This window comes from Endobacterium panacihumi (genome assembly GCF_050847465.1).
GTDB lineage: Bacteria > Pseudomonadota > Alphaproteobacteria > Rhizobiales > Rhizobiaceae > Neorhizobium > Neorhizobium panacihumi.
This window is the reverse complement of sequence record NZ_JBOZRA010000001.1, coordinates 1,843,408-1,868,205: the sequence shown is the minus strand read 5'-3', so window position 1 is coordinate 1,868,205 and position 24,798 is coordinate 1,843,408. Positions and strand designations below refer to the sequence as shown.

General features: G+C 57.5%; 15 protein-coding genes and 1 pseudogene. 13 read left to right on the top strand and 3 right to left on the bottom strand.

Features of this window, described 5'->3' with window-relative positions; genetic code table 11:
• Positions 1-131 precede the first annotated feature (131 nt).
• A complete protein-coding gene (locus tag ACRQ1B_RS09310; RefSeq protein WP_432293304.1) occupies positions 132-3,350 on the top strand; it encodes a methyltransferase in 3,219 nt (1,072 codons plus the stop codon).
• A 307-nt stretch (positions 3,351-3,657) separates the two neighbouring features.
• On the opposite strand, the gene ACRQ1B_RS09305 is transcribed toward ACRQ1B_RS09310, so the two are convergent.
• A complete protein-coding gene (locus ACRQ1B_RS09305) occupies positions 3,658-5,421 on the bottom strand; it encodes a rhamnan synthesis F family protein (RefSeq protein ID WP_432293303.1) in 1,764 nt (587 codons plus the stop codon).
• Positions 5,422-5,439: 18 nt separating this feature from the next.
• On the bottom strand, positions 5,440-7,320 hold the full coding sequence (locus ACRQ1B_RS09300) for a class I SAM-dependent methyltransferase (RefSeq protein ID WP_432293302.1): 1,881 nt from the start codon (positions 7,318-7,320) through the stop codon (positions 5,440-5,442).
• A gap of 235 nt (positions 7,321-7,555) precedes the next feature.
• Here ACRQ1B_RS09300 and ACRQ1B_RS09295 point away from each other — a divergent pair.
• Positions 7,556-9,482 (top strand): annotated as a pseudogene (locus ACRQ1B_RS09295) (CgeB family protein).
• A gap of 88 nt (positions 9,483-9,570) precedes the next feature.
• On the opposite strand, the gene ACRQ1B_RS09290 reads toward ACRQ1B_RS09295, so the two are convergent.
• Complete coding sequence (locus ACRQ1B_RS09290; protein ID WP_432293301.1) at positions 9,571-11,481, bottom strand: O-linked N-acetylglucosamine transferase, SPINDLY family protein; 1,911 nt, start codon at positions 11,479-11,481, stop codon at positions 9,571-9,573.
• A 312-nt stretch (positions 11,482-11,793) separates the two neighbouring features.
• On the opposite strand from ACRQ1B_RS09290, the gene ACRQ1B_RS09285 reads away from it, so the two are divergent.
• From ACRQ1B_RS09285 to flgK, 11 genes are all read left to right on the top strand, one after another.
• Positions 11,794-12,738: a flagellin N-terminal helical domain-containing protein gene (locus ACRQ1B_RS09285; protein ID WP_432293300.1), complete on the top strand. Its 945-nt coding sequence runs from the start codon at positions 11,794-11,796 to the stop codon at positions 12,736-12,738.
• Between the two features lie 303 nt (positions 12,739-13,041).
• Positions 13,042-13,989: a flagellin N-terminal helical domain-containing protein gene (locus ACRQ1B_RS09280; protein ID WP_432293299.1), complete on the top strand. Its 948-nt coding sequence runs from the start codon at positions 13,042-13,044 to the stop codon at positions 13,987-13,989.
• A gap of 321 nt (positions 13,990-14,310) precedes the next feature.
• Positions 14,311-15,267 carry a flagellin N-terminal helical domain-containing protein gene (locus tag ACRQ1B_RS09275; protein ID WP_432293298.1) on the top strand — a complete coding sequence of 319 codons (957 nt, stop codon included), beginning with the start codon at positions 14,311-14,313 and terminating at the stop codon, positions 15,265-15,267.
• Between the two features lie 303 nt (positions 15,268-15,570).
• Positions 15,571-16,215 (top strand): hypothetical protein, encoded by a 645-nt coding sequence (locus tag ACRQ1B_RS09270; RefSeq protein ID WP_432293297.1) that lies wholly within the window; start codon positions 15,571-15,573, stop codon positions 16,213-16,215.
• A complete protein-coding gene (locus tag ACRQ1B_RS09265) occupies positions 16,212-17,507 on the top strand; it encodes a MotB family protein (protein ID WP_432293296.1) in 1,296 nt (431 codons plus the stop codon). Before ACRQ1B_RS09270 ends, ACRQ1B_RS09265 begins: the two co-directional genes overlap by 4 nt.
• Before the next feature lie 2 nt (positions 17,508-17,509).
• Positions 17,510-18,844, top strand: coding sequence for a chemotaxis protein MotC (gene motC, locus ACRQ1B_RS09260; protein WP_432293295.1), 1,335 nt, complete (start codon positions 17,510-17,512; stop codon positions 18,842-18,844).
• The gene (locus tag ACRQ1B_RS09255; RefSeq protein ID WP_432293294.1) at positions 18,841-20,301 is read left to right on the top strand and encodes a flagellar hook-length control protein FliK; all 1,461 of its coding nucleotides are present in this window, start codon (positions 18,841-18,843) and stop codon (positions 20,299-20,301) included. Before motC ends, ACRQ1B_RS09255 begins: the two co-directional genes overlap by 4 nt.
• Positions 20,240-20,926, top strand: a complete 687-nt coding sequence (locus tag ACRQ1B_RS09250; protein WP_432293293.1) for a transglycosylase SLT domain-containing protein — start codon at positions 20,240-20,242, stop codon at positions 20,924-20,926. Before ACRQ1B_RS09255 ends, ACRQ1B_RS09250 begins: the two co-directional genes overlap by 62 nt.
• A gap of 280 nt (positions 20,927-21,206) precedes the next feature.
• A complete protein-coding gene (locus tag ACRQ1B_RS09245) occupies positions 21,207-21,878 on the top strand; it encodes a response regulator transcription factor (RefSeq protein WP_432293292.1) in 672 nt (223 codons plus the stop codon).
• Positions 21,879-22,050: 172 nt separating this feature from the next.
• A complete protein-coding gene (locus ACRQ1B_RS09240) occupies positions 22,051-23,292 on the top strand; it encodes a flagellar hook protein FlgE (RefSeq protein WP_432293291.1) in 1,242 nt (413 codons plus the stop codon).
• A gap of 33 nt (positions 23,293-23,325) precedes the next feature.
• The gene (flgK, locus tag ACRQ1B_RS09235; protein WP_432293290.1) at positions 23,326-24,798 is read left to right on the top strand and encodes a flagellar hook-associated protein FlgK; all 1,473 of its coding nucleotides are present in this window, start codon (positions 23,326-23,328) and stop codon (positions 24,796-24,798) included.

Sequence of the window (24,798 nt, the reverse complement as noted above, 5' to 3'; positions counted from 1 at the left end):
CGTATCTACTCGGTTAAAGCGGTTTGTTCGTGACGACAATGCCGTCCATCGGAAACGAATATCAGTGCGAACCGCCGTGAAATTCAAAAAAGCTATGCCGGTTCAATCTGATAAGAAGCAGGGCTGGTTGAATGAAAACGGAGCTAACGTCGTCCTACGCGTACAGCCAGGATCGCAATTTGTGGCATCGCGCCGATAATGTGCGGGGTTTCAACTATTCCGATGGCGATGAGATCGAGCAGCGCATCTATAACATCATAAGGAATGCTCAAGATCGCTCGATTTTCTCGGCCGAGATCCGGAATTCGATAACTGACTGGCCGTCGCTTTATCATCTGAGTTCGGAGCGGGCCAATGTGTTGCGCCCTATCATGGACCACATTCAGGGGCCGGTTCTTGAAGTCGGGGCAGGATGTGGGGCTATATCCCGATTTTTGGGAGAAGCCGGTGTCGAACTCGTGGCGCTTGAAGGCAGTCCGCGCCGTGCGGCAATTGCGGCGGAACGTTGCCGTGGTCTGGACAATGTCCATGTCGTGGTCGATCCCTTTCAGGACTTCATCCCTGAGCGCAAGTTCAAAACGGTCACGCTGATCGGTGTTCTGGAATATGCGCGCATATACTTCTCTAGGAAGCAGGGGCGTGATCCGGTCGATCTCATGCTCGAGCATGCTGCCCGCTATCTCGAACCCGATGGCGTGCTGATCGTTGCCATCGAAAACCAGCTCGGTCTGAAGTATTTTGCAGGCTTCCCGGAAGATCATCTCGGCGAGGCTATGGTCGGCGTCGAAGATCGGTATACGTCCCGCGGTGTCGTTACATTCGGCAAGGCCGAGTTGGGCAGGCGAATAGGCAATGCGGGCCTGAAACATCAGGAGTGGTGGTATCCTTATCCGGATTACAAGCTGCCCGTTTCCGTTCTCAGGGATGATGCTTTTGCGCCAGAAGTGCCCGCAGACTTCTCTGGTCTCATCAGTGCTGCCTGCAAGACCGATACCCAAGCGCCGGCAGTTACGACCTTTTCGACGGATTTTGCATGGAGTTCCGTCACCCGCAATGGGTTGGCAGGAGAATTGGCCAACTCATTCCTCGTCGTCTCATCGGCAAGCGAGATCGCACGAGATGAGGTGTTTGGCCGTCATTACGGACTGCCAAGACCTGTCGAATATCGCACGACCGTCGAATTTGGTCGGGATGAAGATGGTTATTATGTCGACCGCAAACGGCTTATTCCGCAGGAAGCAGCAGGTGGCAACACGCCGATCGAACTTCAGCTTGAGCGGGAACCTCTGATCGACGGCAGACGGTGGAAGGAAGAGCTCCAATATATCGTCGGCCGTGATAACTGGCCCATTTCCGACCTCGAAAGCTGGGCACGGATCTGGTGGGATGCCGTCAGGGAAAAGATCGGTCTGACACGTGATCTGAAACTGTGGGCGAGCAATCCCATATCGGGCACTTTGCTCGACGCCACTCCACGCAATCTGATGTTCAATGAAAGCGGCATGATTCGCTTCGTCAATTTGAAATGGGGCGTGCGTGGAAATGTCGAGCTGGGTTTCCTGCTCTTCCGCGGCCTTTATGATGCATTTGCGGGCCTTAAATTTTGCGAAAAATCGCAATCCGGATCGAAAATGCAGGTCCGGCAGCTGTTGGAGATCGCCACCAGAGCCGTTGGCCTGCCGCTTTCCGATGAGGACTGTGTCCGATATCTCGCCATGGAACAAACCTTCCGGCAGGTGGCTTCAGGTCGTTTGGTTGAACTTCAAGCCGCAACAATATTCGGCAATATCATTCCTTCTCGGCAAAATGTGTTCGATACGCTCAAAAACCATAGCGCAATTGTCCGAGCCAAAGACCAGGAAATTGCCAGGTTGCTTGGTTTGTTGGAAGGAGGGCGCGCGACATCCGCTGTTGAAGCGCCGCAGGTTAATCCACAAAAGCCGGGCAAGGTTGTTTACTCGATTGCCGTCGATGTACACCCGAAGTTCGTCTTCCAGGCCTATTACTGCGCAAAATCTCTGGTCGAATACGCCGGTGCTCGTCCCGCCGACATCCACGTTCAGTTCACGTCGGATGTATCCGAGGATCTGGTCCTCATCTTTGCTGGCAAAGGCTATACGACCCATCGCATAGAGGCTTTTGGCGACAAGAAGTACTGCAACAAGATTGCCCAGCTGTCGGTATTTAATGAATCAGACTTCGACTATCTGGTTCTGCTGGATGCGGACACGATGGTTCTGGGAGACATTTCGGAACTGGCGACCGGCACGTCGCTGAAGGCAAAGGTTGTCGATACGCCAAATCCGCCGATTCCTGTTCTGCGTGAAGTGGCCGCGGCGGCTCAGATACCTTCAAACGGTCCTACGATGTTGTCGGACACGAGCCTCGGGGAAACATTCAGAGGCAATTGCAATGGCGGCGTCTACATCATCCCCAAACAGCTTTTGTCTTCTGTGAGAGCTGGCTGGAGAAAATGGGCACTGTGGCTTCTCGAAAATCCAGGGCCGCTGAAACGTGCCGGAAGATCGGACAATATCGATCAGGTTGCGATGTGGATGACGATCAGTGCCGATGGCATCGCCTATGAACCTTTGAGCTCGAATTACAATTATTACGGACATTTTTCGGGCCGGCACATATATGCCGAAGCTGAAAAGCCGATCAAGATTCTGCATTACCACGAGCATTGTGTTAACGATCAGGGCCTTCTGTCGCCGCTTTGCGATATAAATCCGATGGTGCAGGATGCCTTTGCCAAGGCAAATACTCTCATTAAAAACGAGTTTCGCAACGATCTGTTCTGGAATCTTCGTTATAAGGTCAATCCGCAACGCGGATCGGGTGTTGGTTCTCGCGGAGAAAACCTGGCCTACAAGCGCAAGCTCCTGATCGAGAACGGTATCGAGCAAGTCGAGAGTGTGCTCGATATCGGCTCCGGCGATATTGAAGTCGTCAAGGCATTCGATATCAAACAATACCTCGGGCTGGACCGATCGCATGAAGCCATCCGCATCGCTAAGACAGCAAAGCCGGAGTGGGATTTCAGGGTCTTTGAACTCGATCGGCATGCCGAAAGCGTCGCGCCGCATGACATGGTCATTTGCATGGAAGTATTAATCCATCAGAATGACCCGGACGTGTACCGGTCTCTGGTCGAATTCGCCTCATCAAAAACGAAGAAGAGATTGGTCATATCCGGTTACGAGGTACGGCACCAACATGTCGATGCCAACTATCTTGTGTTCTTCCATGAGCCGCTTTCGGAGACGTTGAGGAAGACCGGTCGGTTTAGCCGCATCGAAAAAGTGGGGCATCACACCGATGTTGCTGTTTTCCGCTGCGAAGTTTAGGACCGTTCGGCATTCTGTATAACCGGGATCGCTTGAGCGTCATCATCGGGCCCCGTGTCTGACACGGGGTTCTGTGACGGCAACGCCGTGCGGGAAGCGATCATCTCAATGCGGGAGCAGAGACCGGTATCGGTTCAACGCATTCGCGTGAGGTCACCTGTCCACAGGATGTCACCATCTCGGAATATCGCAACGACATAAAAAAAGCGCCTCAGTCATTTGAAGCGCTTCTTTTGATGATCGCTGACCGATGTGGCTGTGGACCAAGTCATGTCCACGGATTGGCCCATCTTGTCTCGTCACGGCTTCACGAGGCGATGCGCCGCTGATGATTGATCACGTCCTGGATATTCTGCGCGCCATCTGCGACAAGTCGCGGAAGTTCAGACGCGCGTTCCCTGCTGAATGGGAAACTGGAGATCAGGAATGCGACCTTCAGTGCTGGCCAGTCGAAATGCTCGATCAGCATATCCCACAAGACAATGCTCGGATTGCACACGCCGAGACGTTCACTCATGAATTTCTTCCAGCGATCGAATTTCGGATTTTCGAGGATCTGCTGGAAGCCTTTGCGCGCAGAATAGAAGGAACTGCATGTCAGCCCCTGTTCCCGGGCCATGCGCGTGAGGCCGATTTCATAACGCTGAATGATTTCGCTTTTCGGGAGAAGATGGGCGCAGGCGAAGCTTTCCATGAAAATGGGCAGCAGCACGCGCTGAGCCGTCTCATCGAAGGACAGGAAGTAGCTTTGCAGATGATGAGAGACTTCGTAGCTATCGCTGAGCGCAAAAACATTGGCCGTCTGCCGGGAAACCGCCTCAAAAAGCGGCTCGGCCGGGCGAACCGGGAAGTAGATGCTGTCATTTGCGAAAATGACGCGTTGATAGCCTTCGGTGATGTCGAGGCCGAGTTCGGACAGGGCCAGCCACCACGAGCCGAAATCGTGGCCATGGTTCACCTTGACCAGCACACGCGAAACATATGGCAATACCTTTTCAAGCTCTGCTGCATTGCCGGTGGGCGTGATGAAGATGATGTCGGCGCCGGCGCTTCTCAGCGCCTTGAGATAGGTGATGACGTAGGGATCGACCAGATCGTGGCGGTCGAAGTGGGCAAAGAGACACAGGTAGCGGCCGTCGATGGCAGCAGAACCTTCTATATTGTCGATCAGCCGGACGTCGCGATCGCTGCTGTAGAACGGCTGTTGCCTTCCTTTGAATGCCGCCAGCCCCTCGCTGAACAGGTAAGCCAGTCCGCATGAGATGCGGCCGCTTGCCAGTGCAGCCTCGGCAGCCGGATTGTCCTGCAGGTAGGCGGTGCTGTTGTAGAAGTAATACTGGCCTTCAAAGTTGAAAAAGAACTGGCACTGGCCTTTATCTGCCTGCAGCGAACCTTCAGCGACGAAATGGCGATAGCCGCTGAGGAGAACGCCGCACGCGACGAGCTTGCGCAGCTTTGCGTTTTTCGACAGATAGAGCTCTTCGTCCCACAGAGGGTGGGGCAGCAGACCGATCTGCTCGCCGATCAGAACATAGTGTTCAAGTGCGCTGCGCGCACCGATGTCATTCCGGTCGATATACCATGCGGTGTCGAAAAATTCGTTGGGATCATGACCGGGCAGGTGCCCATGGGCGAGATAATGCTTGAGCAGAGCGGAGGCGTTCGTATCGTTGCCATGCCGGAGCCGATAATATCCCGTATCGAATAAGGGGCTCGGCCTGAAATCGAGTGCCTCCCCCACCGTGATGTAGTGCTCTAGTGGCGTCACAGCCGCTGCGATCTTATCCCTATAGGCATCGCGATACGATCTGTTATCGAAAAGCGGGTGAGGGGAGTATCCGAGATCCGAACCGGTTTTGAGATAATGTTCCGGAGCGCTTATTCCGGCAAACACCGCCGTCGGATTGCAGCTGAAATACCAATCGGTATCGAACAGCGGATGCGGCGAAAGATTTTGGTCCGAGCCAAACCGGTCGTAATGCTCTCTGCCCGCCATCTCCGCCGGGATCACAGCGGCGTAACGGCTTTCATACCAGTCTGCATCGAACAGCCAGTCGGGGATCATCCACATGGAACAGGCTCTCGTCGCTTATTGGTTGATTTTGGACTTGCCGAGCAGGAAATCGCTCCAGTCGTCCTGAGCGCGCTTCAATTCTGCATTCTGGCTGTCTGGGGTCTGTGGTGCAGGCTTCTGCTGCGCGGTGGCGCGGCGTGCCAGTTCGAGCAACTGGTTTATCTGCTTGGACTGATGCGCGATGACCGAGCGTTGGTGCTGAAGCGTCTCGTGATAGGATACCCGCTCGGGGATGACGCGACCGAGAACGGCCTGCGCCGTGGTTCGGTTGACATTGCCGCTGACGCGTTCCTGCAGCAGGAACTCTGCCTTGGCGTAACGCACGAGATCCTCAATGCTCAGGTCGATTCCGAGAGATTTTGTCATGATGATCAGCATGTCGGCAATTCGCGTCGGCACCCCGTCTTTCGGCCGGGCGCAGAAGTCGACGCCGCTGAGGGCCTCGGCCAGACCGCGATAAAGCAGGTAACCGATTTCGACAGGGGCGGCAGCCGTCCATTCCTGGTCGATAAATGTCAAGTGGACATTATCCTCGACAATGAGGTTGCGCGGGATGGCATCGATCGCGGAGGCGGGCAGCAAGGTGTTCTTGTCGCAAGCAACCCCGTCCAGATCGGACTTGTACGCTTCCGCGACCGTGAACCACCACACCTGTGCCCACAGAGTGATATCATTGGCGCTCCAGCCCTGACGTTGCAGCAACAGCCGCAGACGGTCGCGCCAGACTTCGCCTCTCACCAGCTTTTCCGAGGTGGTTTTCCATTGCGGCGCCATCGGGTCCGACGAGACCGGTATATCGGATATCTCACGCCGGACGGCGACGTATTCGTCGCCTTCCGGCCTGAACTCCACGACCTTGGCGTATTGCGGCAGCCGGGTATGGCCGAAGTGATATGCGAACGCCTCCTTGGGTGCCCGCTTCTGCTTTCCGGCAATCACCAGAAAGGAGTTCGAAAGTTCGGCGGCCAGGCCGTTGCGCGCCACCGCGCTCCAGGCGAGATCGAGAGAGAATGTCGTCAGGCCGGGCGCCTGTTGGTCGGCACGGCAAGCTTCGCCGATCATGCCGGCAATGTCGACCGGGACGTCTGTCGTCAGGCCCTTTTCCGAAATGACGGTAATCGGTAGCTTGTAGTCGGGAAAGGGAAACCACCATTCCTGTTCGGCAAGGCTGGCTGTGCTGAGCCGCTGGCCAAGTTCCTTCTTGCCGAAGGTGACGACGCTCTTGTTGTTGTAGCTGCCTTCGAGCCCGACCATCGGCTTGCCGAGATGATCCTCGTTGAAGCCGGCAAAATATTTGAGGCCGAGCTGGTTTTCGATCGCCACGATCAGGACGCCGTCAGGCGCCAGCAACTCGGAGACACGTTCCAGCATCAGATCGACAGGATCGCGGCCGTCCGTGCCGGGATAGAAAACACGGGCGTATTCCAGCACGCCGATCAGGGTGATTGTCTTGAATTTCTGGTCGGACTGGAAATTCTGGAAGGGTTCGGCGAGAACCTGGACATTGGCCAGATCCCGGCACCGCTCGGCAGTGATCATCGCGCGCCGGACGCTGCCTTCGAGGGCCACCACCTCAAGCCCCTGTTCGCCGAGAAAACGGCTGATCGCACCGCAGCCACATCCGATTTCGAGCACCGGCCCCTGCAGATCGGCCGCGATGGGGCGAAGCAGATTAGCGCGCAGCGGACTCAGATGATAAAGCGACGGCCAGTCCGTAATCGCCGACTTGAGAGCCACCGACAGCACCGATTTGTCGGGCGCGTCGCGGATGATCTGGTAGATGCGGTTTTCGGTTGCGTCGCCGTCCGAGTAGGTGAACGCCTCCGCGCCTTCCGGACGTGACCACGTATTGGCTGCGCTCTGGTACTGATAGTGTTTCTGAAGTGCCGTCTGCATGTTCACGTCAAGACCCGCTGTTTTGGCACAGGAGCAATAATGGCGTCCGGCGCATTCTATAAACATCGCCACACCGTCGCAGATCAATCTGTTGCGGAGCTTGCCGTCCGCCTGGCCCGGCCCTCGTTGTTTTCCCCTAAACAGGGTCGCGCAAGATTGATCGGCCATGTTGCTATGACAACGCCAATAGCCTCGATGACTTTCGGCCTCGCGGGTAGCAACAGAGATTAAGACCTTGTCGACAAACCAGACAATCCCTATCGCCTTGCCCGCCGACATGCGGAATCTGTCCGGGGGTGGTCAATCCGCGCCCGTGGTGATCTATCAGCCCTATCTCAACGCGTCGCAGCTTGGTCAGATCCACCCGCGAGCCGTGGCGCTGGACATCTCCTTCAATACCGATGCCGCCAGCCGCGAATACGAGCTCTTCGCTCACCTGCGTGAACGCCATGTGGCCGAAGGTTTCGATGCCGCGGCATTCTGGGGCCTTGTGTCGACAAAATTCGAGTTGAAGTCTGTCTCCTCCTTCGAGGACCTGTTGATCGATGCCGCGAAAGCACAGGCGGATGGGGCAGACGCCTATCTTTACAATCCGCTGATCGGTTGCGCGGCCATCTATGCCAATGTCTGGGAACAGGCAATGATGGGCGGCCATCCCGGCATGGAACCGATCTTCATGCATCTCAACGAAAAGGGTTTTGGCGCGGCGTTGCCGCAGGCGGCAAACCGATTCTTTTTCTGCAACTACATGTGCGGCAACCAGACATTCTGGGATGGCTATTTCCAGTTCTGCGAAACAATCCTCGGCATGTTCGAGAATGAGGTCAGAAGCGATACAGCCGTCGGTCGAACCTATGCCGGTCAGGCGAATTACGGCCGCGACAGAACTGCTTCCATGCGGCCATTCGTGATCGAGCGGCTGCTCGGCCTTTATCTGCAAAGCACGGCCGCAAAAGATCTTGATGTGCGCAGCTACATCCCGACACAGGATGATTTCGAATGGAAGTTCGGGCCTCGTCTGGGGCGGCTGCTGCATCACCTCTATGAGCTGAAGCAGACTTTTGTTGCCACCCGTGATCAGGGAGCCATCCGGGAATGGCAGGAGGCGCGCCAGCCGCTGGTAAAACAGCCGCAGGTGATCTGGCAGATGGACGATCCGCCGGCCTGGATGCCAGCCCGCTGATCCCCGCCGGATACAAGATCGGAGAATGACCATGGACAACTTGATGACACGACATGAGCCCAAAATTGCAGCGACCGCCACGTCATCACCGTTGACGCCGTTTGCCGGCGGCTGGGAGGCGCACAAGGATCGGCGCTGCATCTGGATCGTCACGCCGCAAGGCTATCCGCATAGCCATGCCTTCGATGAAGTGGCGCTCGGTCTTCAGGGGGCTTGGCAGGAACTTGGTGGTTCATTGCCGATCGTCACGGACATGCGGCAGTTCGCGGGACGCGCCCCCATCATCTATGGCGGCAATCTTCTGCCGGAGGAGATCATTCCGCTTCTGCCGAAGGACAGCGTCATCATCAATCTCGAGCAGGTGTCTGATGATAGTGTCTGGATCAACGCCCGCTATCTGAACGTCATGAAGAGTTTCCCGGTTGTGGACTATAGTCCGCGCAATCGGGACCGCCTCATCGAAAAAGGTATCGTCCATGCGGGCCTTCTCGAAATTGGCTACAGTGCGTGCCTCACGCGAATAGAGCCTGTGCCGGTCAAGGATATCGACATCCTGTTTTACGGATCGCTCAACAAACGGCGCGCCGATATCCTGCGTGCGTTGCAGATTGGCGGGCTCAAGGTCGCGCATCTGTTCAACGTCTACGGTCAGGAACGCGATGCCGTGATCGCTCGCTCCAAGGTCGTGATGAACATTCACCAGTTCGATAGCAAGGTGTTCGAAATCGTCCGCGTTTCCTTCCTTCTGGCCAACAGGGTCTGTGTGTTGACGGAGGGCGACGTAACCGATCCAGACGTGCAGCCATTTGCAGAGGGACTGGCGATCGAACCCTACGAAACGCTGATCGGACGTGCGATCATGCTGGTGGCGGACGATGCGGAGCGTGACCGGCTTGCGACCTGCGGCTTCGGTATCATCAGCGGCCACTCGCAGGCGCAACGTTTGAAATCGATCATCGATGCCGGAGCGGCGGTCTGAAAAACCTGACATCCAGGCCGAGCCTGGAAGCCGGCTAAAACCGAAAAAGGCGCCTGTTCAGAGGCGCCTTTTTCGGTTCGCGGATTTCTCAGAGGAAGTTCGTTTTGTTCTCGGGCAAGGCAGGCACGTCGATATGGTCCGGCATCAGACCCTTCCGGGCGCGGGCCACCATCATTTCGAAGGAGGTTTCAAGATGCCTGCAGAAGCGCGTGGCGTCGAACAACGGTTTCATCAGACGGTTGGCTGCAAGGCGTTCTCCGTATTCAGCCACCTTGTCGCGGTTCTGGTACAGTTCGGCCGCCATGCGCACATAGTCGGCTTCATCCTTGGCTACCATTTCAGGAAGGCCGATGGCGTGCAGCAGGCTTTCGGAAACGCGCGACGCGAAATGTGTGCCCTTCAGTGTCAGCACCGGCAGCCCGGACCACAACTGTTCCGAGGTGGTGGTGTGGCCGTTATAGGGAAATGTATCGAGGCCCACATCCGCAAGCGTGATGCGGGAGAGATGCTCGTGGTAAGCCACCATTTTCGTGAAAGCGATCCGTTTTCGGTCGATGCCGCCTGCAATCAGCTTTTTCTCGATGTTTGCCTGCGCCTCGGGAGATTTCACCATAATCCAGATGACGCTGTCGGCGGTCGCCTTTAGCACGCGGATCCACAGATTGATCGTGCGTAACGATATCTTGCGGGTGGAGTTGAAGGACGCGAAAACGAATGCGTCTTTCGCAAGGCCTGCATCCTCACGGGTGTAAAGGTCTCGCTTCGCGGCCGGCTGATGGGGATTGTTGGGCTGATAGCATTCCGGCAGGCGGCAGAATTTTTCCCAGTAATGCGGTTTCGACTTGTCGGGCAGAACACGTGCATCACCGATGATGTAGTCGAGATCCACGTTCACCGTCGTGCCGGGAAACCCGAGCCAGGCGACATGGACCGGCACCTTGCTGTGGTTGAGGATCATCGCCCGGCCGCCACGGGTATGGCCTTTGAGGTCGACGAGAATATCCGTGCCGTGTTGCTCGATCGTGCGGGCGGCCTGGGCATCCGTCATGTCGCGAACGCTGACAATCTGGCCCCATTTTTCACGCTCGGTCTGATCTCCGAGGTATTTTTCTTCGGTATAGCAGAAGAGCGTGATGTCGAAACGCTCCCTGTCATGCGCCAGCAAAACGGCATTCAGCAGTTTCATCGTGGCATGGTGAGACCACAGATCCGATGAGAGATAGCCGATACGGATTTTCTTGTCCCAGACATGAGGTGCCGAACGTCTCTCTTTTTGTTTTTGCTTGGAATAGGCGTCCGGAAAATAACCGACCTTTTTGTTCAGCGCTTCATTTGCCAGCCAGGTCAGATTGTAGAAGGGCGCTTCGATCTGGAGCAGCTTCTGTGGTGTGCTGGAAAGAATCCGGTCCAGTTGCGGCTGCCGGCGTTCCATTTCGTCATAATTGTTGATCTCGCGCTGCATCACGAGATAGGCCATCAGGAGCGGCAGGCTTCGCGGCATTTTCTCCAGCATGTTTGCCAATGCCTGACGATCTTTCACGTCATCGGCCGCTCCGCTCAAAAGTGCGAATGCCAGGCTGGTGTGTTTTGAATTGCTGCTGGCCGACAGGGCCGGCAGAAACGCGCGTATCGCCTGTTTTTCGCCACGCTTGAGGAAAAGGCTGGCGATGATGAAAGCCAGATCCGGGTCTTCCTGAGCCTTTCGGAGAATAGGCAGGCCAAGGCTCAGCGCTGCATCATCGTTACCAAGCTCGAAATACAGTTTCATCGCTTCGGCATAATATTGATCAGCCTGTGGGCCTCCCAGTTCCGCCGCCAGGGTGTAGGTATGGGCCGCCTCTTCCCGCATGTTGAGGGCCAGAAGCGTTCTGGCAAGCAGGGCGTAGGTCTCGTCGTCCTTGGAATGGTCCAGCAGTCTGTTGAGTATGCTCAGCGCATCTGTGTAGCGGCCACATTGAAAGCTCTTGGAAGCATCGGCGAACAATGTCTGCGGGGTCAACGGTGAGCTCCAACAATATGGTTTACAGAGGGTAAGCGCATTAAAAGCGCCGAAAACCCCAGCTTTTAGCCTTAGTGGCTCAAGCTTGCTCGAAACCGGTGGCATGCGATGAGGAAAAGGTCGAATTTTATGATGTTTCTCGCCTGCCGGCTTAAGGAATCCGAAATCATTGTTTGCGAGTGTCATTCTCACATGACGGGTTTGGTTTTCTCCAGCGGGAGGAGCCGAGTGGGCATGAAGCCAGACGTCATCGCCGGTAATTACAGCCCGGTATGTCCCCCACCGTATTCTGTTTAAAAGGGACTAAATTCCATGACCAGCATTCTCACCAACGCCGGTGCAACCGCCGCTCTGTCGACACTGCGTTCGCTCAATTCCGATATGGAAAAGACGCAGGGCCGCATCTCGTCCGGTTACAAGGTTGAAACCGCGTCGGACAACGCTGCCTACTGGTCGATCGCAACCACCATGCGTTCGGACAACAAGGCTCTCTCCACCGTTCAGGACGCTCTCGGTCTCGGCGCTGCCACGACCGACGTTGCCTACACCGCTCTGGAAGCCTCGATCGACGTCGTTGACGAAATCAAGGCCAAGATCACCGCCGCTTCCGAGCCGGGCGTTGACAAGGACAAGGTCCAGAAGGAAATCAAGCAGCTGCAGGATCAGCTTCTGTCGATCGCTAAGTCGGCTTCCTTCTCGGGCGAAAACTGGGTTTACCACAGCGCCGATGACGCTGCCGGCACGCAGTCGATCGTTGGTTCGTTCAACCGTGACTCGGAAGGCAGCGTCAGCCTGACGACCCTGAACTTCGACACGTCGAAGTCCTCGCTGATCTACGTCGACGGCGACGGCAAGGTTGATAGCTCCGGCAGCGCGCTTCTGTCCCAGAACATCGAATACACCGACTCTACCGGTACCAGCACGACGGCCAGCTTCTCGGTCATGACGCTTGACGTCAGTGACCTGGATACTGCGGCACAGCTCGATGAAGCCCTGAAGGCCATCGACACTGTTCTGCAGGACATGACGGACGCTGCTGCTGACGTTGGTTCGATCAACAGCCGTATCGACATGCAGAACGACTTCGTTGCCGACCTGATGGACTCCATCGATACCGGCGTTGGCAAGCTCGTCGATGCCGACATGAACGAGGAATCGACCCGCCTCAAGGCTCTGCAGACGCAGCAGCAGCTGGGTATCCAGGCTCTGTCGATCGCCAACTCCTCGACGCAGAACATCCTGTCGCTCTTCCAGTAAGATCGATTTCATCTGCAGTAATAAAGGTCGCGCCTTCCGAAAGGAGGGCGCGATTTTTTTGTCCGCATGACGCCGCAGCGACTGCCGGATGTGGCGTCGGATCGGGTAACTTTCTGAGAATATTAAGGATATTGGGGTGGGCGATTTACTCTTCGTTAAGGACGTTATGGTTAATTGATCTTACTCAAGCGGTGCGTCTCTGGGCTGAACGATCAGTCGGGGCGAGCATGATGCAGCTCACCACTTGCCGGTAGAACCGGAGTTCGTTTTATCAAATCAGTCCGCACTGAGAGGCATCAGTCTATGACCAGCATCCTTACGAACAACGCCGCCATCGCAGCCCTTTCGACGCTCCGCTCGATCAACACGAGCATGGAAACCACCCAGAGCCGCATTTCTTCGGGTTACGAAATCGAAACGGCCAAGGACAACGCTGCCTACTGGTCGATCGCAACCACCATGCGTTCGGACAACAAGGCTCTCTCCACCGTTCAGGACGCTCTCGGCCTCGGCGCCGCAACTTCCGACGTCGCCTACACCGCTCTGGAATCCTCGATCGACGTCGTCGACGAAATCAAGTCCAAGATCACCGCCGCTTCCGAGCCGGGCGTTGACAAGGACAAGGTCCAAAAGGAAATCAAGCAGCTGCAGGATCAGCTTCTGTCGATCGCCAAGTCGGCTTCCTTCTCGGGCGAAAACTGGGTTTACCACAGCGACGATGCCCCCGCAGGCACCGAGTCGATCGTTGGTTCGTTCAACCGCGACGCCGAAGGCAGCGTCAGCCTGACGACCCTGAACTTCGACACGTCGAAGTCCTCGCTGATCTACGTCGACGGCGACGGCAAGGTTGATAGCTCCGGCAGTGCGCTTCTGTCCCAGCATATCGAATACACCGACTCTACCGGCACCGGCACGACGGCAAACTTCTCGGTCATGTCGCTCGATGTCAGCGGCATGGAAACCGCGGCACAACTCGACGAAGCCTTGAAGGCCATCGACACTGTTCTGCAGGACATGACCGACGCTGCGGCCGACGTCGGCTCGATCACCAAGCGTATCGATATGCAGACAACCTTCGTTTCCGATCTGATGGACTCCATCGAAACCGGCGTTGGCAAGCTCGTCGATGCCGACATGAACGAGGAATCGACCCGCCTCAAGGCTCTGCAGACGCAGCAGCAGCTGGGTGTACAGGCTCTGTCTATCGCCAACTCCGCTTCGCAGAACATCCTGTCGCTGTTCCAGCAGTAAGCTGGCCAGAATTGAGAATTGTAAAGGCCGCGCCATCCAGCGCGGCCTTTTTCTATTGGATCCGGAGGGGATTTGCTTGCGCGGGTTCGCGTTTTTCTCGCGCCGTCGGGCGCGAAACTGGTGCGAAGCTTAACCCTTGTTTAATCAAGGTTAAAAAGCCCTATTGCATTAACAGGTCATTAACCATATTAGCGTTAACCGTAGTTTAAGAACGTACGGGCCGGTCAACAGGGCAAATGTCTGACCGGTGAGCATGACGCTTCCGCACGTTGCCGGCACCGCTCCGGCATGTCCCGTACTCCTCCAGGGGCATTTTTTCAGATGACCAGCATTCTTACCAATACCGGCGCCATGGCGGCGCTGCAGACCCTGCGCTCGATCAACGCCAATATGGAAACGACGCAGAACCGGATTTCCTCGGGTTACCGGGTTGAAACCGCGGCAGATAACGCTGCCTATTGGTCGATCGCGACCACGATGCGTTCCGACAACTCCGCTCTGGCAACCGTCGAGGATGCCCTCGGCCTCGGTGCCGCGAAGACGGACACGGCGTATACGGGTCTTGAATCCGCCATCGACGTGATGATGGAGATCAAATCCAAGATCACGGCGGCGCGTGAACCGGGCGTCGACAAGACGAAGATCGACAAGGAGCTTTCCGAGCTCAAGAACCAGCTTTCCTCGATCGCCGAATCCGCATCGTTTTCCGGCGAAAATTGGCTCTACAACACCGCTACCGCGGGCATGCCGACGAAGGAGATCGTTGCCTCCTTCAACCGCTCGACCGATGGGTCCGTGTCTTTGACGACGCTGAATTACAATGCGGCCGAATCGGTCATGATCGATACGGTAGACGCCGACCGGGGCATTCTGACCAAGGGCTGGGAAGTGACCGACGAAGCCGGCACCGCCGCCGGAACCTTCTATCTCATCAATGCAGGAACGCCCGCTACGGGCGCGGATGAAGTAAAGCTCGACGAAACCACCAGCAACACCGATATCGACGGCATGCTGAAAGCGGTCGAAGCGATGCTGCAGCAGTTGACGGATTCGGCCGCCAACCTCGGCGCCGTCAGCAGCCGTATCGATCTCCAGAACACGTTCGTCTCGACTTTGATGGATGTGATCGACAAGGGCGTCGGGCGTCTGGTGGATGCGGATATGGATGAGGAATCCACGCGGCTCAAGGCATTGCAGACCCAGCAGCAGCTCGGCATCCAGGCGCTCTCGATCGCCAACACCAACGCCCAGAACATCCTTACGCTGTTCCAGCAGTAAGGCGATTTGGGGGAGGCGGCCGGCCTCCCTTCTTATCAAGGTTTTTTTCGCCGAGCCCCGGTCATCGGCAACGGCGACGCTGGACCGCGCTTTTGCCCTGTCGCGGTCCAGCACCTTCATTTTCGCACAAGTTTGACTGCCTAGGTTGCCGCAAAAGTTACCTGCACGAGGCGCGTTTGCCGCGTTGCGGTAATCCGCTCTTAATCGGGACAGCGCAATGATTGCAGTGGCGAATTCCCGGTCTTTTTCCGCATGCGCATGCGGTTCGACCGGATTTCAGGGCAAAGTTCACGGAGTACACGCATGAGCGCGTCGATCGCCCGTTACCTCAAGGATTTTGGCGAGCCGCAACCGGCTCCCGCCATGCTGACGCCGGAATTCGATCTCGGCGGAATGGCCGATGATTTCGATTTTCCAGCCGTCGAGGAAGAACCTGCCGTCGATATCGCGGCCGAGCGTGCGCAAGCGCATGCCGAAGGGTACGAAGCTGGGCGCGCCGAGGCTGAGGCCAAGTGGGCGGAAGAAAGGCAGGCGCTTGAGGCGGCTTATGCTACCGAGCTTACCGCGCTTCGCGAGCGGTGCGAAGTGCAGGCTGCCGAAAGAATAGAAGCGGGCCTGAACGGCATCGCCGGCAAGCTTGCCGCCGTCGTCGGCGAACAGACTGCCGGCGCGCTGGTGCCGTTCCTGGAAGAATCGCTGGCCAGCAAGGCGGTGGACGAATTGGCGGATCTCATCCGCAAGGCCATGTTCGATGGCGATATCGGCACGATCACCGTGACGGGTCCGGGCGAAATGTTTGAAAAACTGAAGGCGGCGCTCGGTTCCGAAGCGCCGGTCCTGCGTCATGTCGCAGCCGACGATCTCGATCTGTCGGTCGATATCGACGGCAGCGTGCTGGTCACCCGGCTTTCGGCCTGGGCGGCAAGCCTGAGAAAGGTGCTCGGATGAGCGATAATCATCATCACGGCAAGAACGAGATCATCGTTGTCAAGAAGCACGGCGGCGGCCACGATGGCCACCATGGCGGTGCCTGGAAGATCGCTTATGCGGATTTCATGACGGCGATGATGGCCTTCTTCCTGGTCATGTGGCTCGTCAATGCCGCCAACGAGGAAACCAAGGCCTCTGTCGCCAGCTATTTCAATCCGATCAAGCTGTCTGACGAGACGCCGGCCAAGAAAGGCTTGGAAAAGCCTGTCGACACCTCGGAAGGTCAAGAGAAGAAGGATCGTTCGCAGGTCAAGGCGGACGAAGGCCAGACCGTCGGTTCGGCAGCCGCCACCGGCGAGGATCTCACGTCGAGCGCCGGCGAAGAGCAGAATTACTCGGAAGCCGATTTCTTCGAAAATCCGTATTCGGTTCTCGCCGAAATCGCCCAGGAAGTCGGTCAGCAGGCCAATGTCAGCGCCAAGGGCGAGGGCGGTGCTGCCACGTCCGGCCCGGCGACCGGCGCCGATGGCGGTGAGGCCTATCGTGATCCCTTCGATCCGGATTTCTGGACCAAGCAGATTCAGGTGATCCGCGCCGAAGGCAAGGAAACCGAAACGGCCAAGACCGAAACCGAGGCCGCCACTGAAGCGCAGCAGCAGGTGAGTGCGGCAGTCCCTGTCGATCCGTCGAAACCCGTTGAGATGCTGCCGGAAACACCGCAGCCGACGGCCGGCCAGGCCGAAAAGCCTGCCAATACGGAGATCGCCACGGCTGTCGCCAAAGTGCGTCCCGAGTCTGCGACGGTAAAGCAGGATGCTGCAGAGCCGCAGTCGACCGCCGAGGAAAAAAAGCAGGCAGATGAATTGCGTGAGGCTATCGAGCAGCAGATTGCCGGTATTTCCGGCCGTCTTGCGGAAGGTCTGGAAGTGACGCCGTCAGAAGGCGGCATGCTGATCACGATTTCAGACCAGAGCAATGCGCCGATGTTCAACCTGTCGTCTGCTGTTCCGCGCCGCGAAATGGTGCTGGCCATGGAAAAAATCGGCGAAATCCTCAAGGACCGCAAGGGTGACGTTGTCATCCGCGGCCACACCGATGGACGTCCGTTCACCACCGAAGGCAACGACAACTGGCGGCTTTCGTCTGCCCGTGCGCACAGTGCCTATTTCATGCTGGTCAAGGGTGGCCTTGCGGAAGATCGCGTCAAGCAGATCTCCGGCTTCGCCGACCGTCGCCTGCAGGTGCCGGATGATCCGTTCGCGGATGCCAACCGTCGTATCGAAATCCTGCTCGAGGCGGATAAGGGATAATCATGGCGCGCCTTCCGCATCGTCTTTCATGGCTGGCTTCGGTGGCATTTGCAGCTGTTTCGCTGCAAGGCGCCGCCGCGCAGCAGGACGGCGAGAACCTTGCTCCTTACCAGATGCTGCGGTCACTGCAGTTCGTACAGGATACGGTGGTGGCCGGCGATCATTCCGCCGGCGAAATGCAGCGTTACCTGATCGGTTCGATCGACAGGCGGCTGCGCTCGGTCGATCCATCGGTCTATTCCGATCCGCGCAATGTCGATGCGGCACTGATCTACGCGATGAGCGGCGGCAATCCGTCCACGCTCGAATATCTCGTTTCGCGCGATGTCGCAGGCAATTTCGATAATCGTGTTTCCGATATCCTGCGCAAATATCTGAGCGGGCAGGGCACACTGGTTGCCAATACACTGAAGGCCATGGTCCCGGAATACAGGAACGAGCGGATCGGTCCTTATCTGGCTCTGGTGGCGGGCAATGTCGCTGTCACCAACACACCTCTGGAAGCGCTTGAGCTTTATGACTGGGCACGACTGACCGCGCCCGGCACGATCGTCGAGGAGGCGGCGCTGCGCCGGTCCGTATCGATCACTGTCGAAGCCGACCTCGTCGACAAGGGGCTTGCCTATGCGCGCAAATATGCGCGGCGTTATGTCCATTCGCCTTATGCCAGCCAATTCGCCGATCTGTTCGTGCTTCTGGTCGTTCGCCATTACGGTAAGGAAATCACCGCGCCGGACGTGGAAGGCACGCTTGCCTTCATGGATGCCGACCGTCAGCGCGAGGTATATCTGCGCATAGCGCGTCAGGCGGCAATTGCCGGCAAGAACGATCTGGCCCGTTATGCCTCCGAGCAGGCGACGGGTATCAAGGGTGGCGCCGATGACCGCAATGCGGAGCAACTGGCACGCCTGTATGGCGGCATGGCCAATATTCCGAGCGACAAGGTCGGCGATGCGATGAAGGCGATCACGGATCTGCCCGAGGCCAATCTGTCGCCCGCCGACCAGGCGCTGCGTGCGGCCGCACAGGCCATCGCCGACGCCGTGGTGCGCCCGCCCGTGGCGCAAAACGCGGCCGAGAAACAAACCCTCTCTGAAAATCAGGGGGGCGAAAGCCCCACGCAAGACAGCGGGGCCACTATCGCCCCAACACAAGACGCGGTCTCTCAAATTGCGTCGTCCGCCAATGATGTGAGCGGATCAGGCTCTGCCTCCGGTGCAACACCGGCCGGCAGTGCGACGAAGTACGATGCTGACTTCCAGACCTATGTCGATAGGGGCCGTTCGACACTGAATGCGATCGACGATCTGCTGAAGGAAGAAGGTACTTTGCAATGATCAATGCTGAGGTGACGGCGAGGACCGGCGCGTCTGACGCGACCGGTGCGGGGAAGAGCTTGGCCGCAAAGCAGGGCAAGGATGGCGAGAAGAGCGGGTTTTCCGATGCGCTCTCCACCGCCGGAGGATCCCGACAGCGTGATGAAAGCAAGACCGAAACCGATGGCGCAGCTCGGGATACCGCTGCGGAAAGCGGTGAAGAGACCGTTTCGCCAAAGGGGCGCAGCGCGCTGGACCTGACGGCAAGCGTTTTGTTCGACAAGTCTGCCAATCCCGGTCGCGCCAGCACCTCCGTCAAGGACGTCTTCGGCGAAAAGCCGGCTGCCGGCGAGAAGAAGACCGCTGTCATTGATGTCGATGATGTCTCGGCAGCGCTCGCGAACCCCAAAAATTCCAAGGCCGAAGCAACCGGCTCCAAGAACACGAAGGCGGAAACGGCTGAGAAAACCACGTCGAAAGCCGACGAAAAGCTCGCTGATGCGGATGATGCCGCCGTGCAGACCACGGAGGCGGGCCTCAGCGACGTTCTGTCGCTGCTGGCGGGCGGCGCGGGTGCGGACCTCGTGACCAATGCGTCGCCGCGTCAGACTGGTTCTGTTCGCGAACGCGGCGAAACCCGTGGTGAAAAGACCGTCGGCTCTGCAACGGAAGGTCGCTCTGCGCAGGCCTCCGCCGCTGCCAAGGCTTCCGATGCTCTGGATATGTCCAGCGACAGTGATGCGGCCCTGGTTGATGAGCGCACATTCCGGCTTTCGTCCGGGCGTGGCACCGGCCAGAGCCTCGATATGAAGATCGGCACCGATGAACAGGGCAATGTCGGGTTCGAAGCGAAGGCTGCCGGCAACGGCAATGCCGAAAATGTCGTCGTGCTCGATTCGCGCCGTTTCCTCGGCTTCGGCCAGAGTGCCAATGGCGCCGCTCTGACGGCTGCCATGTCCGATGACAAGACCTGGGCCGCGGCGATGACATCGGGCGCGTCGCTTGGCGATCCTCTGGCATCCAGCACCGGCAATGTCGTCAATACGCTGAAACTGCAGCTGAACCCGCATGATCTCGGATCGGTGACGGCGACCCTGCGGCTCACCGGTGAAACGCTGAACGTTCATCTGACGGTCGAGAATCACGCGGCCTATCGCCAGCTTAACGATGACAGTTCTGGTATGATCGAGGCATTGCGTTCTCAGGGCTTCTCGGTGGATCAGGTCACCATCAGCGTGGCGTCCACTAGCCAGTCGGATACGTCCAGCCAGCAACAGCAGGGGCAGCAATCAGGCCAGGCCTCTGCGCAGCAGCAGGCGGCGAATGACGGGCGCCAGGGCAATGGTGCTGGTGCCGGTCGCGGCCAGGATCAGCCAAATCAACAGTCAACAACGGGCGAAAGCGCAAGGGGCACGAATGAACCGGTATCCGACACTGTCGCTGCTGGCAACGCTCGCCCTGAGCAGCTCTATCTCTGACGTCGCTCGCGCTGCCGGTCTCTATTCGGCGCCGACGCCTGCAGTGCAGGCGGCAAAGCCCGTTCCAGCCGCCATTCAGCCGCCTTCCGTCACCCGCCCGAAAGCCAGCGCGGCCGTCCCGCCTGCTGCCGGTGCCGGCATATGCGAAGCGCAGATTCAGGCAGCGGCAGCCAAATATGGCATACCCGAAGGTATTCTCTATTCGGTGGGGCTGACGGAAACCGGGCGCAAGGGCAGCCTCTATCCCTATGCCATGAACATCGAAGGAAAAGCCTTCTTCGCGCCCAGCCAACAGGAAGCGATGGCCAAATTCCGCGAAGCGCGCAGCCAGGGTGTGAAGCTGATCGACATCGGCTGCATGCAGATCAACCATCATTTTCACGGTGAAAATTTTGCTTCGGCAGAGCAGATGTTCGATCCGCGCCTCAACGTAGAGTATGCCGCAAAGTTTCTCAGCAACCTGCATAACCGTCACGAGACATGGACGATGGCGGTAGCAAGATACCACGCCGGCCCCAATAACGACCCCGCCCAGAAGCGGTATGTCTGCCGTGTTATCTCCAATCTGGTTGCAACCGGCTACGGCACGTGGACCGGAAACGCCTCCCAATTTTGCCGTGGATGACTATTTTCGGTTGATTGACCGTCATCGAATTTGAGCGGTTGAAGCCGATGTTCTTGTTTTGGCCTCATTGTGTCATGCAAGGCTAATTTTAGAGATAATTAACTTTTTCCACTAAAATTTTGTGGCTTGTTTTGGGTAGCCTACTAGATGTAGTGCAAATCGCGAGGCCGATCTTAATCAACTATTAAATTCTATGGTTAATTTTACCCAGTTGTTCGGGATTCGCTCGATTCGTATCCATTGCTCCATCGAGGTGCCACAGTGATTCGGAGGCGGACGAATGATCGTAGTGGTTGATGAACGTGAACTGGTGAAAGAGGGATACACATCCCTGTTTGGTCGTGAGGGTGTGCCCTCTACCGGGTTTGATCCTAGCGAGTTCGGTGAGTGGGTCAACACAGCAGCGGATACCGACATTGCGGCGGTAGAAGCATTTTTGATTGGACAGAGCGAACGGGCGCTCGAACTGCCGCGGGCCATCCGCGACCGTTCGCAGGCTCCGGTGATCGCGGTCAGCGACCAGCACTCGCTGGAAGCAACACTTGCGTTGTTCGACAGCGGCGTCGACGACGTGGTGCGCAAGCCGGTGCATCCGCGCGAGATTTTGGCTCGCGCAGCGGCGATCCGTCGCCGCCTGAAGGCACTGTCCACCCATACGGATGTCGGCGCGATCCGCGTCTTCTCCGATGGACGTGACCCGGAAATCAACGGCGAAATTTTTGCCTTGCCGCGTCGCGAGCGTCGCATTCTGGAATATCTGATTGCCAACCGTGGCCGTCGCGTTTCGAAGACCCAGATCTTCAACGCCATCTACGGCATCTTCGACGAAGAGGTCGAGGAGAACGTCGTGGAAAGCCATATCAGCAAGCTTCGCAAGAAGCTTCGCAAGAAGCTCGGTTTCGACCCGGTCGATTCCAAACGCTTCCTCGGCTACTGCATCGACTGGAGCTAAGCTCTTTAAAATACTCTAAAAAAGGCCGGTATCCGAAAATGGATGCCGGCCTTTTTCATTTTTCGAAAGGCAGGTTCGAGGTGATCGAAACCTGCGGCAAAGGCCAAAACAGACAGCTTCACGCAAGGCCCGTCCTCTAGGGTCGTCAGCATAGGCAAAACGAGGATTTGAGATGAGCCTTTACGGAACAATGCGGACGGGTGTGTCCGGGATGAATGCGCAGGCGAACCGGCTCAGCACGGTTGCCGACAACATCGCCAACTCGAGCACCGTCGGTTACAAGAAGGCCTCGACGCAATTCTCGTCGATGATCCTGCCGTCTGGTAACGGCTCCTACAATTCGGGTGGCGTCAACACCACGGTACGTTATTCGATCAACGATCAGGGTTCGTTCACCTACACGACCTCGACGACGGACCTTGCCATCAACGGCGAAGGTTTCTTCATCGTCAACAGCGCCGATGGTTCGAACTACCTGACCCGCGCCGGCAATTTCGAAGTTCAGCCCGATGGTTCGCTGATGAACTCGGCCGGCTTCACGCTGATGGGCTACCCCTATTCGTCGACCACGGACCCGACCATCGTTATCAACGGTTTCGATGGCCTGCAGGAAGTCAACGTCCAGGCCGGCGGCATGAGCTCCACGCCTTCAACGACGGGCGTCGTTTCAGGCAACCTTCCAGCTGGCGAAGAGAACGGCTATATCAAGTCGTCTTCGCTCGTCGCTTATGACAGCCAGGGCAACTCGCGCCTGCTCGACCTGACCTACACCAAGACCGCTGACAATGAGTGGACGCTCGACATCAGCTACAAGGACGAAGTCGGCACCGTTCATTCGCTTAATCCGCCGGTACCGCCGGCCACGACGCCGGGTCCGGCAGCGACCCTGACCTTCGATGCCGCCGGTAAGCTGACCTCTCCGGCAGGCGGCCTAGTCTCCACCGCAGGTCTCACCATTGCCGGAGCCGAACTCAACGGCCTGAGCATCGATATCAGTGACATGTCCCAGCTCGGTGCACCTTATTCGATCAAGGGCAATATCAACGGCCAGGCGGCAAGCGCCGTCGACAAGGTTCAGATCGGCGAGGATGGTGTTGTTTCCATTCTCTACAAGAACGGCCAGTCCATGCCCGCCTATCGCATCGCGATGGCAAGCGTACAGAGCCCCAACAACCTGACGCCGCGCGAAGGCAACGTCTATTCGCAGAGCAATGACTCCGGCGTCATCGTCATGGGCTACGCCGGTAACAGCGGTTACGGTTCGATCCTTTCCCAAGCTCTGGAAAATTCCAACGTCGAGATCGGTGACGAACTCACGAGCATGATCGAATCGCAGCGCAACTACACCGCAAACTCCAAGGTCTTCCAGACCGGTTCCGAATTGCTCGAAACCCTGGTCAACCTGAAGAGATAAACCGCGGGAATGATACCCGCAAAGGTTAGATAGATGTCGATTAGTTCAGCGCTTTCAACGACCAAGCAGATCTTCAGCAACACCGGCACACAAACGTCGGTGACGTCGACGAACATGGCCAATACCCAGAACGCCAACTATGCGAAGCGGACTGCGGTACTGGCAAGCTCTGGCAATGGAGCGGTGGTTGCAACGATCTCGCGCGAACAGAACGAGCCGTTGCTGCGACAGTCTATCACCAGCACGTCGTTGGCCAGCGGCCAGTCGACCTTGGCTACGGGTCTCGAAGAGATCCGCAGCCTGCTCGGCGGCAACGATTACGAGTTGTCGATGAGCGCGAAGATGACGGCGTTGCTCAACAATATCGGCGCCTATTCAGCAAAGCCCAGCGAATCGACACTTGCGTCAACGGTAGTTTCGTCGGCGCAGGATGTCGTCAATACTCTGAACACCACATCCAACGAGCTTCAGGCCATCCGCGCCCGCGCTGACGCGGAAATGAAGACGCAGGTCGACAAGCTCAACAACCTGCTTGGTCAGTTCGAGACTGCCAACACCGCCATCATGCAGGCGGCGGCGATGGGCACCCAGGACAATAACGCGCTCGATACGCGTGACAGCCTGGTCAAGCAGATCTCCGAGATTGTCGGCATTTCGTCGACCATTCGCGCCGGTAACGATATGGCGCTGTACACGACCGACGGTACGACGTTGTTCGAAACCATTCCGCGCAAAGTGGATTTCACCGCCACCACGACCTATACGGCCGACACCGTCGGCCAGAAGATCACCATCGACGGTGAGGAACTGAAGGCGGGCGTTGGTGGTGATACCAATGCCAGCGGTTCGCTGCAGGCGCTGCGCCAGATCCGCGACGGCGTCGCTGTGACCTATCAGAGCCAGCTCGACGAGATGGCACGCGGCTTGGTCAAGGCATTTGCCGAGGTCCTGCCGACCGATCCTGCCGGCTCATTCGGTGCGGTCGCCGGGCTTTTCACCTACAAGGAGGGCGGCGCCGAGCAGTTCGACGTTCCTTCGGATGCGGATTCGACCGGCCTCAGCGCCCGGATCATGGTCAGTTCGGCACTCACGCCCCCGACAGGTGTGCCAACTTTGCTCCGTGACGGCGGTATCAACGATGCCGGTTACAAATGGAATACCAATAACGACTCTAGCTATTCCTCGCTTCTCGACAGGTATGTCGGGATGATGCAGGCTAGCCAGACCTTTGACGCCGCATCCGGCGGCACCGACAAGGACCTGATGTCTTACGCGTCGGATTCGACCGGTTGGCTGGAAGCTCTGCGCAGTTCGTCGGCCACGGCCACCGAAACCAAATCGGCAATGCAGTCTCGCGCCGCCGAAGCCCTGTCCAGCGAGACGGGCGTCAGCCTCGATGAAGAGCTCTCGCTGCTTCTCGACATCGAGCAATCCTACAAGGCAGCATCGAAGCTCGTAAGCACCATCGATGAAATGTTGAGTGCACTTCTGAACGCAGCGGGTTGA

What these genes read in the sequence shown, in the direction of transcription:
- flgK (WP_432293290.1), top strand. Translation starts at nt 23,326, where the DNA reads ATGTCGATTAGTTCAGCGCTTTCAACGACCAAGCAGATCTTCAGCAAC.
- ACRQ1B_RS09265 (WP_432293296.1), top strand. Translation starts at nt 16,212, where the DNA reads ATGAGCGATAATCATCATCACGGCAAGAACGAGATCATCGTTGTCAAG.
- ACRQ1B_RS09280 (WP_432293299.1), top strand. Translation starts at nt 13,042, where the DNA reads ATGACCAGCATCCTTACGAACAACGCCGCCATCGCAGCCCTTTCGACG.
- ACRQ1B_RS09300 (WP_432293302.1), bottom strand. Translation starts at nt 7,320, where the DNA reads ATGCAGACGGCACTTCAGAAACACTATCAGTACCAGAGCGCAGCCAAT.
- ACRQ1B_RS09255 (WP_432293294.1), top strand. Translation starts at nt 18,841, where the DNA reads ATGATCAATGCTGAGGTGACGGCGAGGACCGGCGCGTCTGACGCGACC.
- ACRQ1B_RS09285 (WP_432293300.1), top strand. Translation starts at nt 11,794, where the DNA reads ATGACCAGCATTCTCACCAACGCCGGTGCAACCGCCGCTCTGTCGACA.
- ACRQ1B_RS09305 (WP_432293303.1), bottom strand. Translation starts at nt 5,421, where the DNA reads ATGTGGATGATCCCCGACTGGCTGTTCGATGCAGACTGGTATGAAAGC.
- ACRQ1B_RS09250 (WP_432293293.1), top strand. Translation starts at nt 20,240, where the DNA reads ATGAACCGGTATCCGACACTGTCGCTGCTGGCAACGCTCGCCCTGAGC.
- ACRQ1B_RS09240 (WP_432293291.1), top strand. Translation starts at nt 22,051, where the DNA reads ATGAGCCTTTACGGAACAATGCGGACGGGTGTGTCCGGGATGAATGCG.
- ACRQ1B_RS09245 (WP_432293292.1), top strand. Translation starts at nt 21,207, where the DNA reads ATGATCGTAGTGGTTGATGAACGTGAACTGGTGAAAGAGGGATACACA.
- ACRQ1B_RS09310 (WP_432293304.1), top strand. Translation starts at nt 132, where the DNA reads ATGAAAACGGAGCTAACGTCGTCCTACGCGTACAGCCAGGATCGCAAT.
- ACRQ1B_RS09270 (WP_432293297.1), top strand. Translation starts at nt 15,571, where the DNA reads ATGAGCGCGTCGATCGCCCGTTACCTCAAGGATTTTGGCGAGCCGCAA.
- ACRQ1B_RS09275 (WP_432293298.1), top strand. Translation starts at nt 14,311, where the DNA reads ATGACCAGCATTCTTACCAATACCGGCGCCATGGCGGCGCTGCAGACC.
- motC (WP_432293295.1), top strand. Translation starts at nt 17,510, where the DNA reads ATGGCGCGCCTTCCGCATCGTCTTTCATGGCTGGCTTCGGTGGCATTT.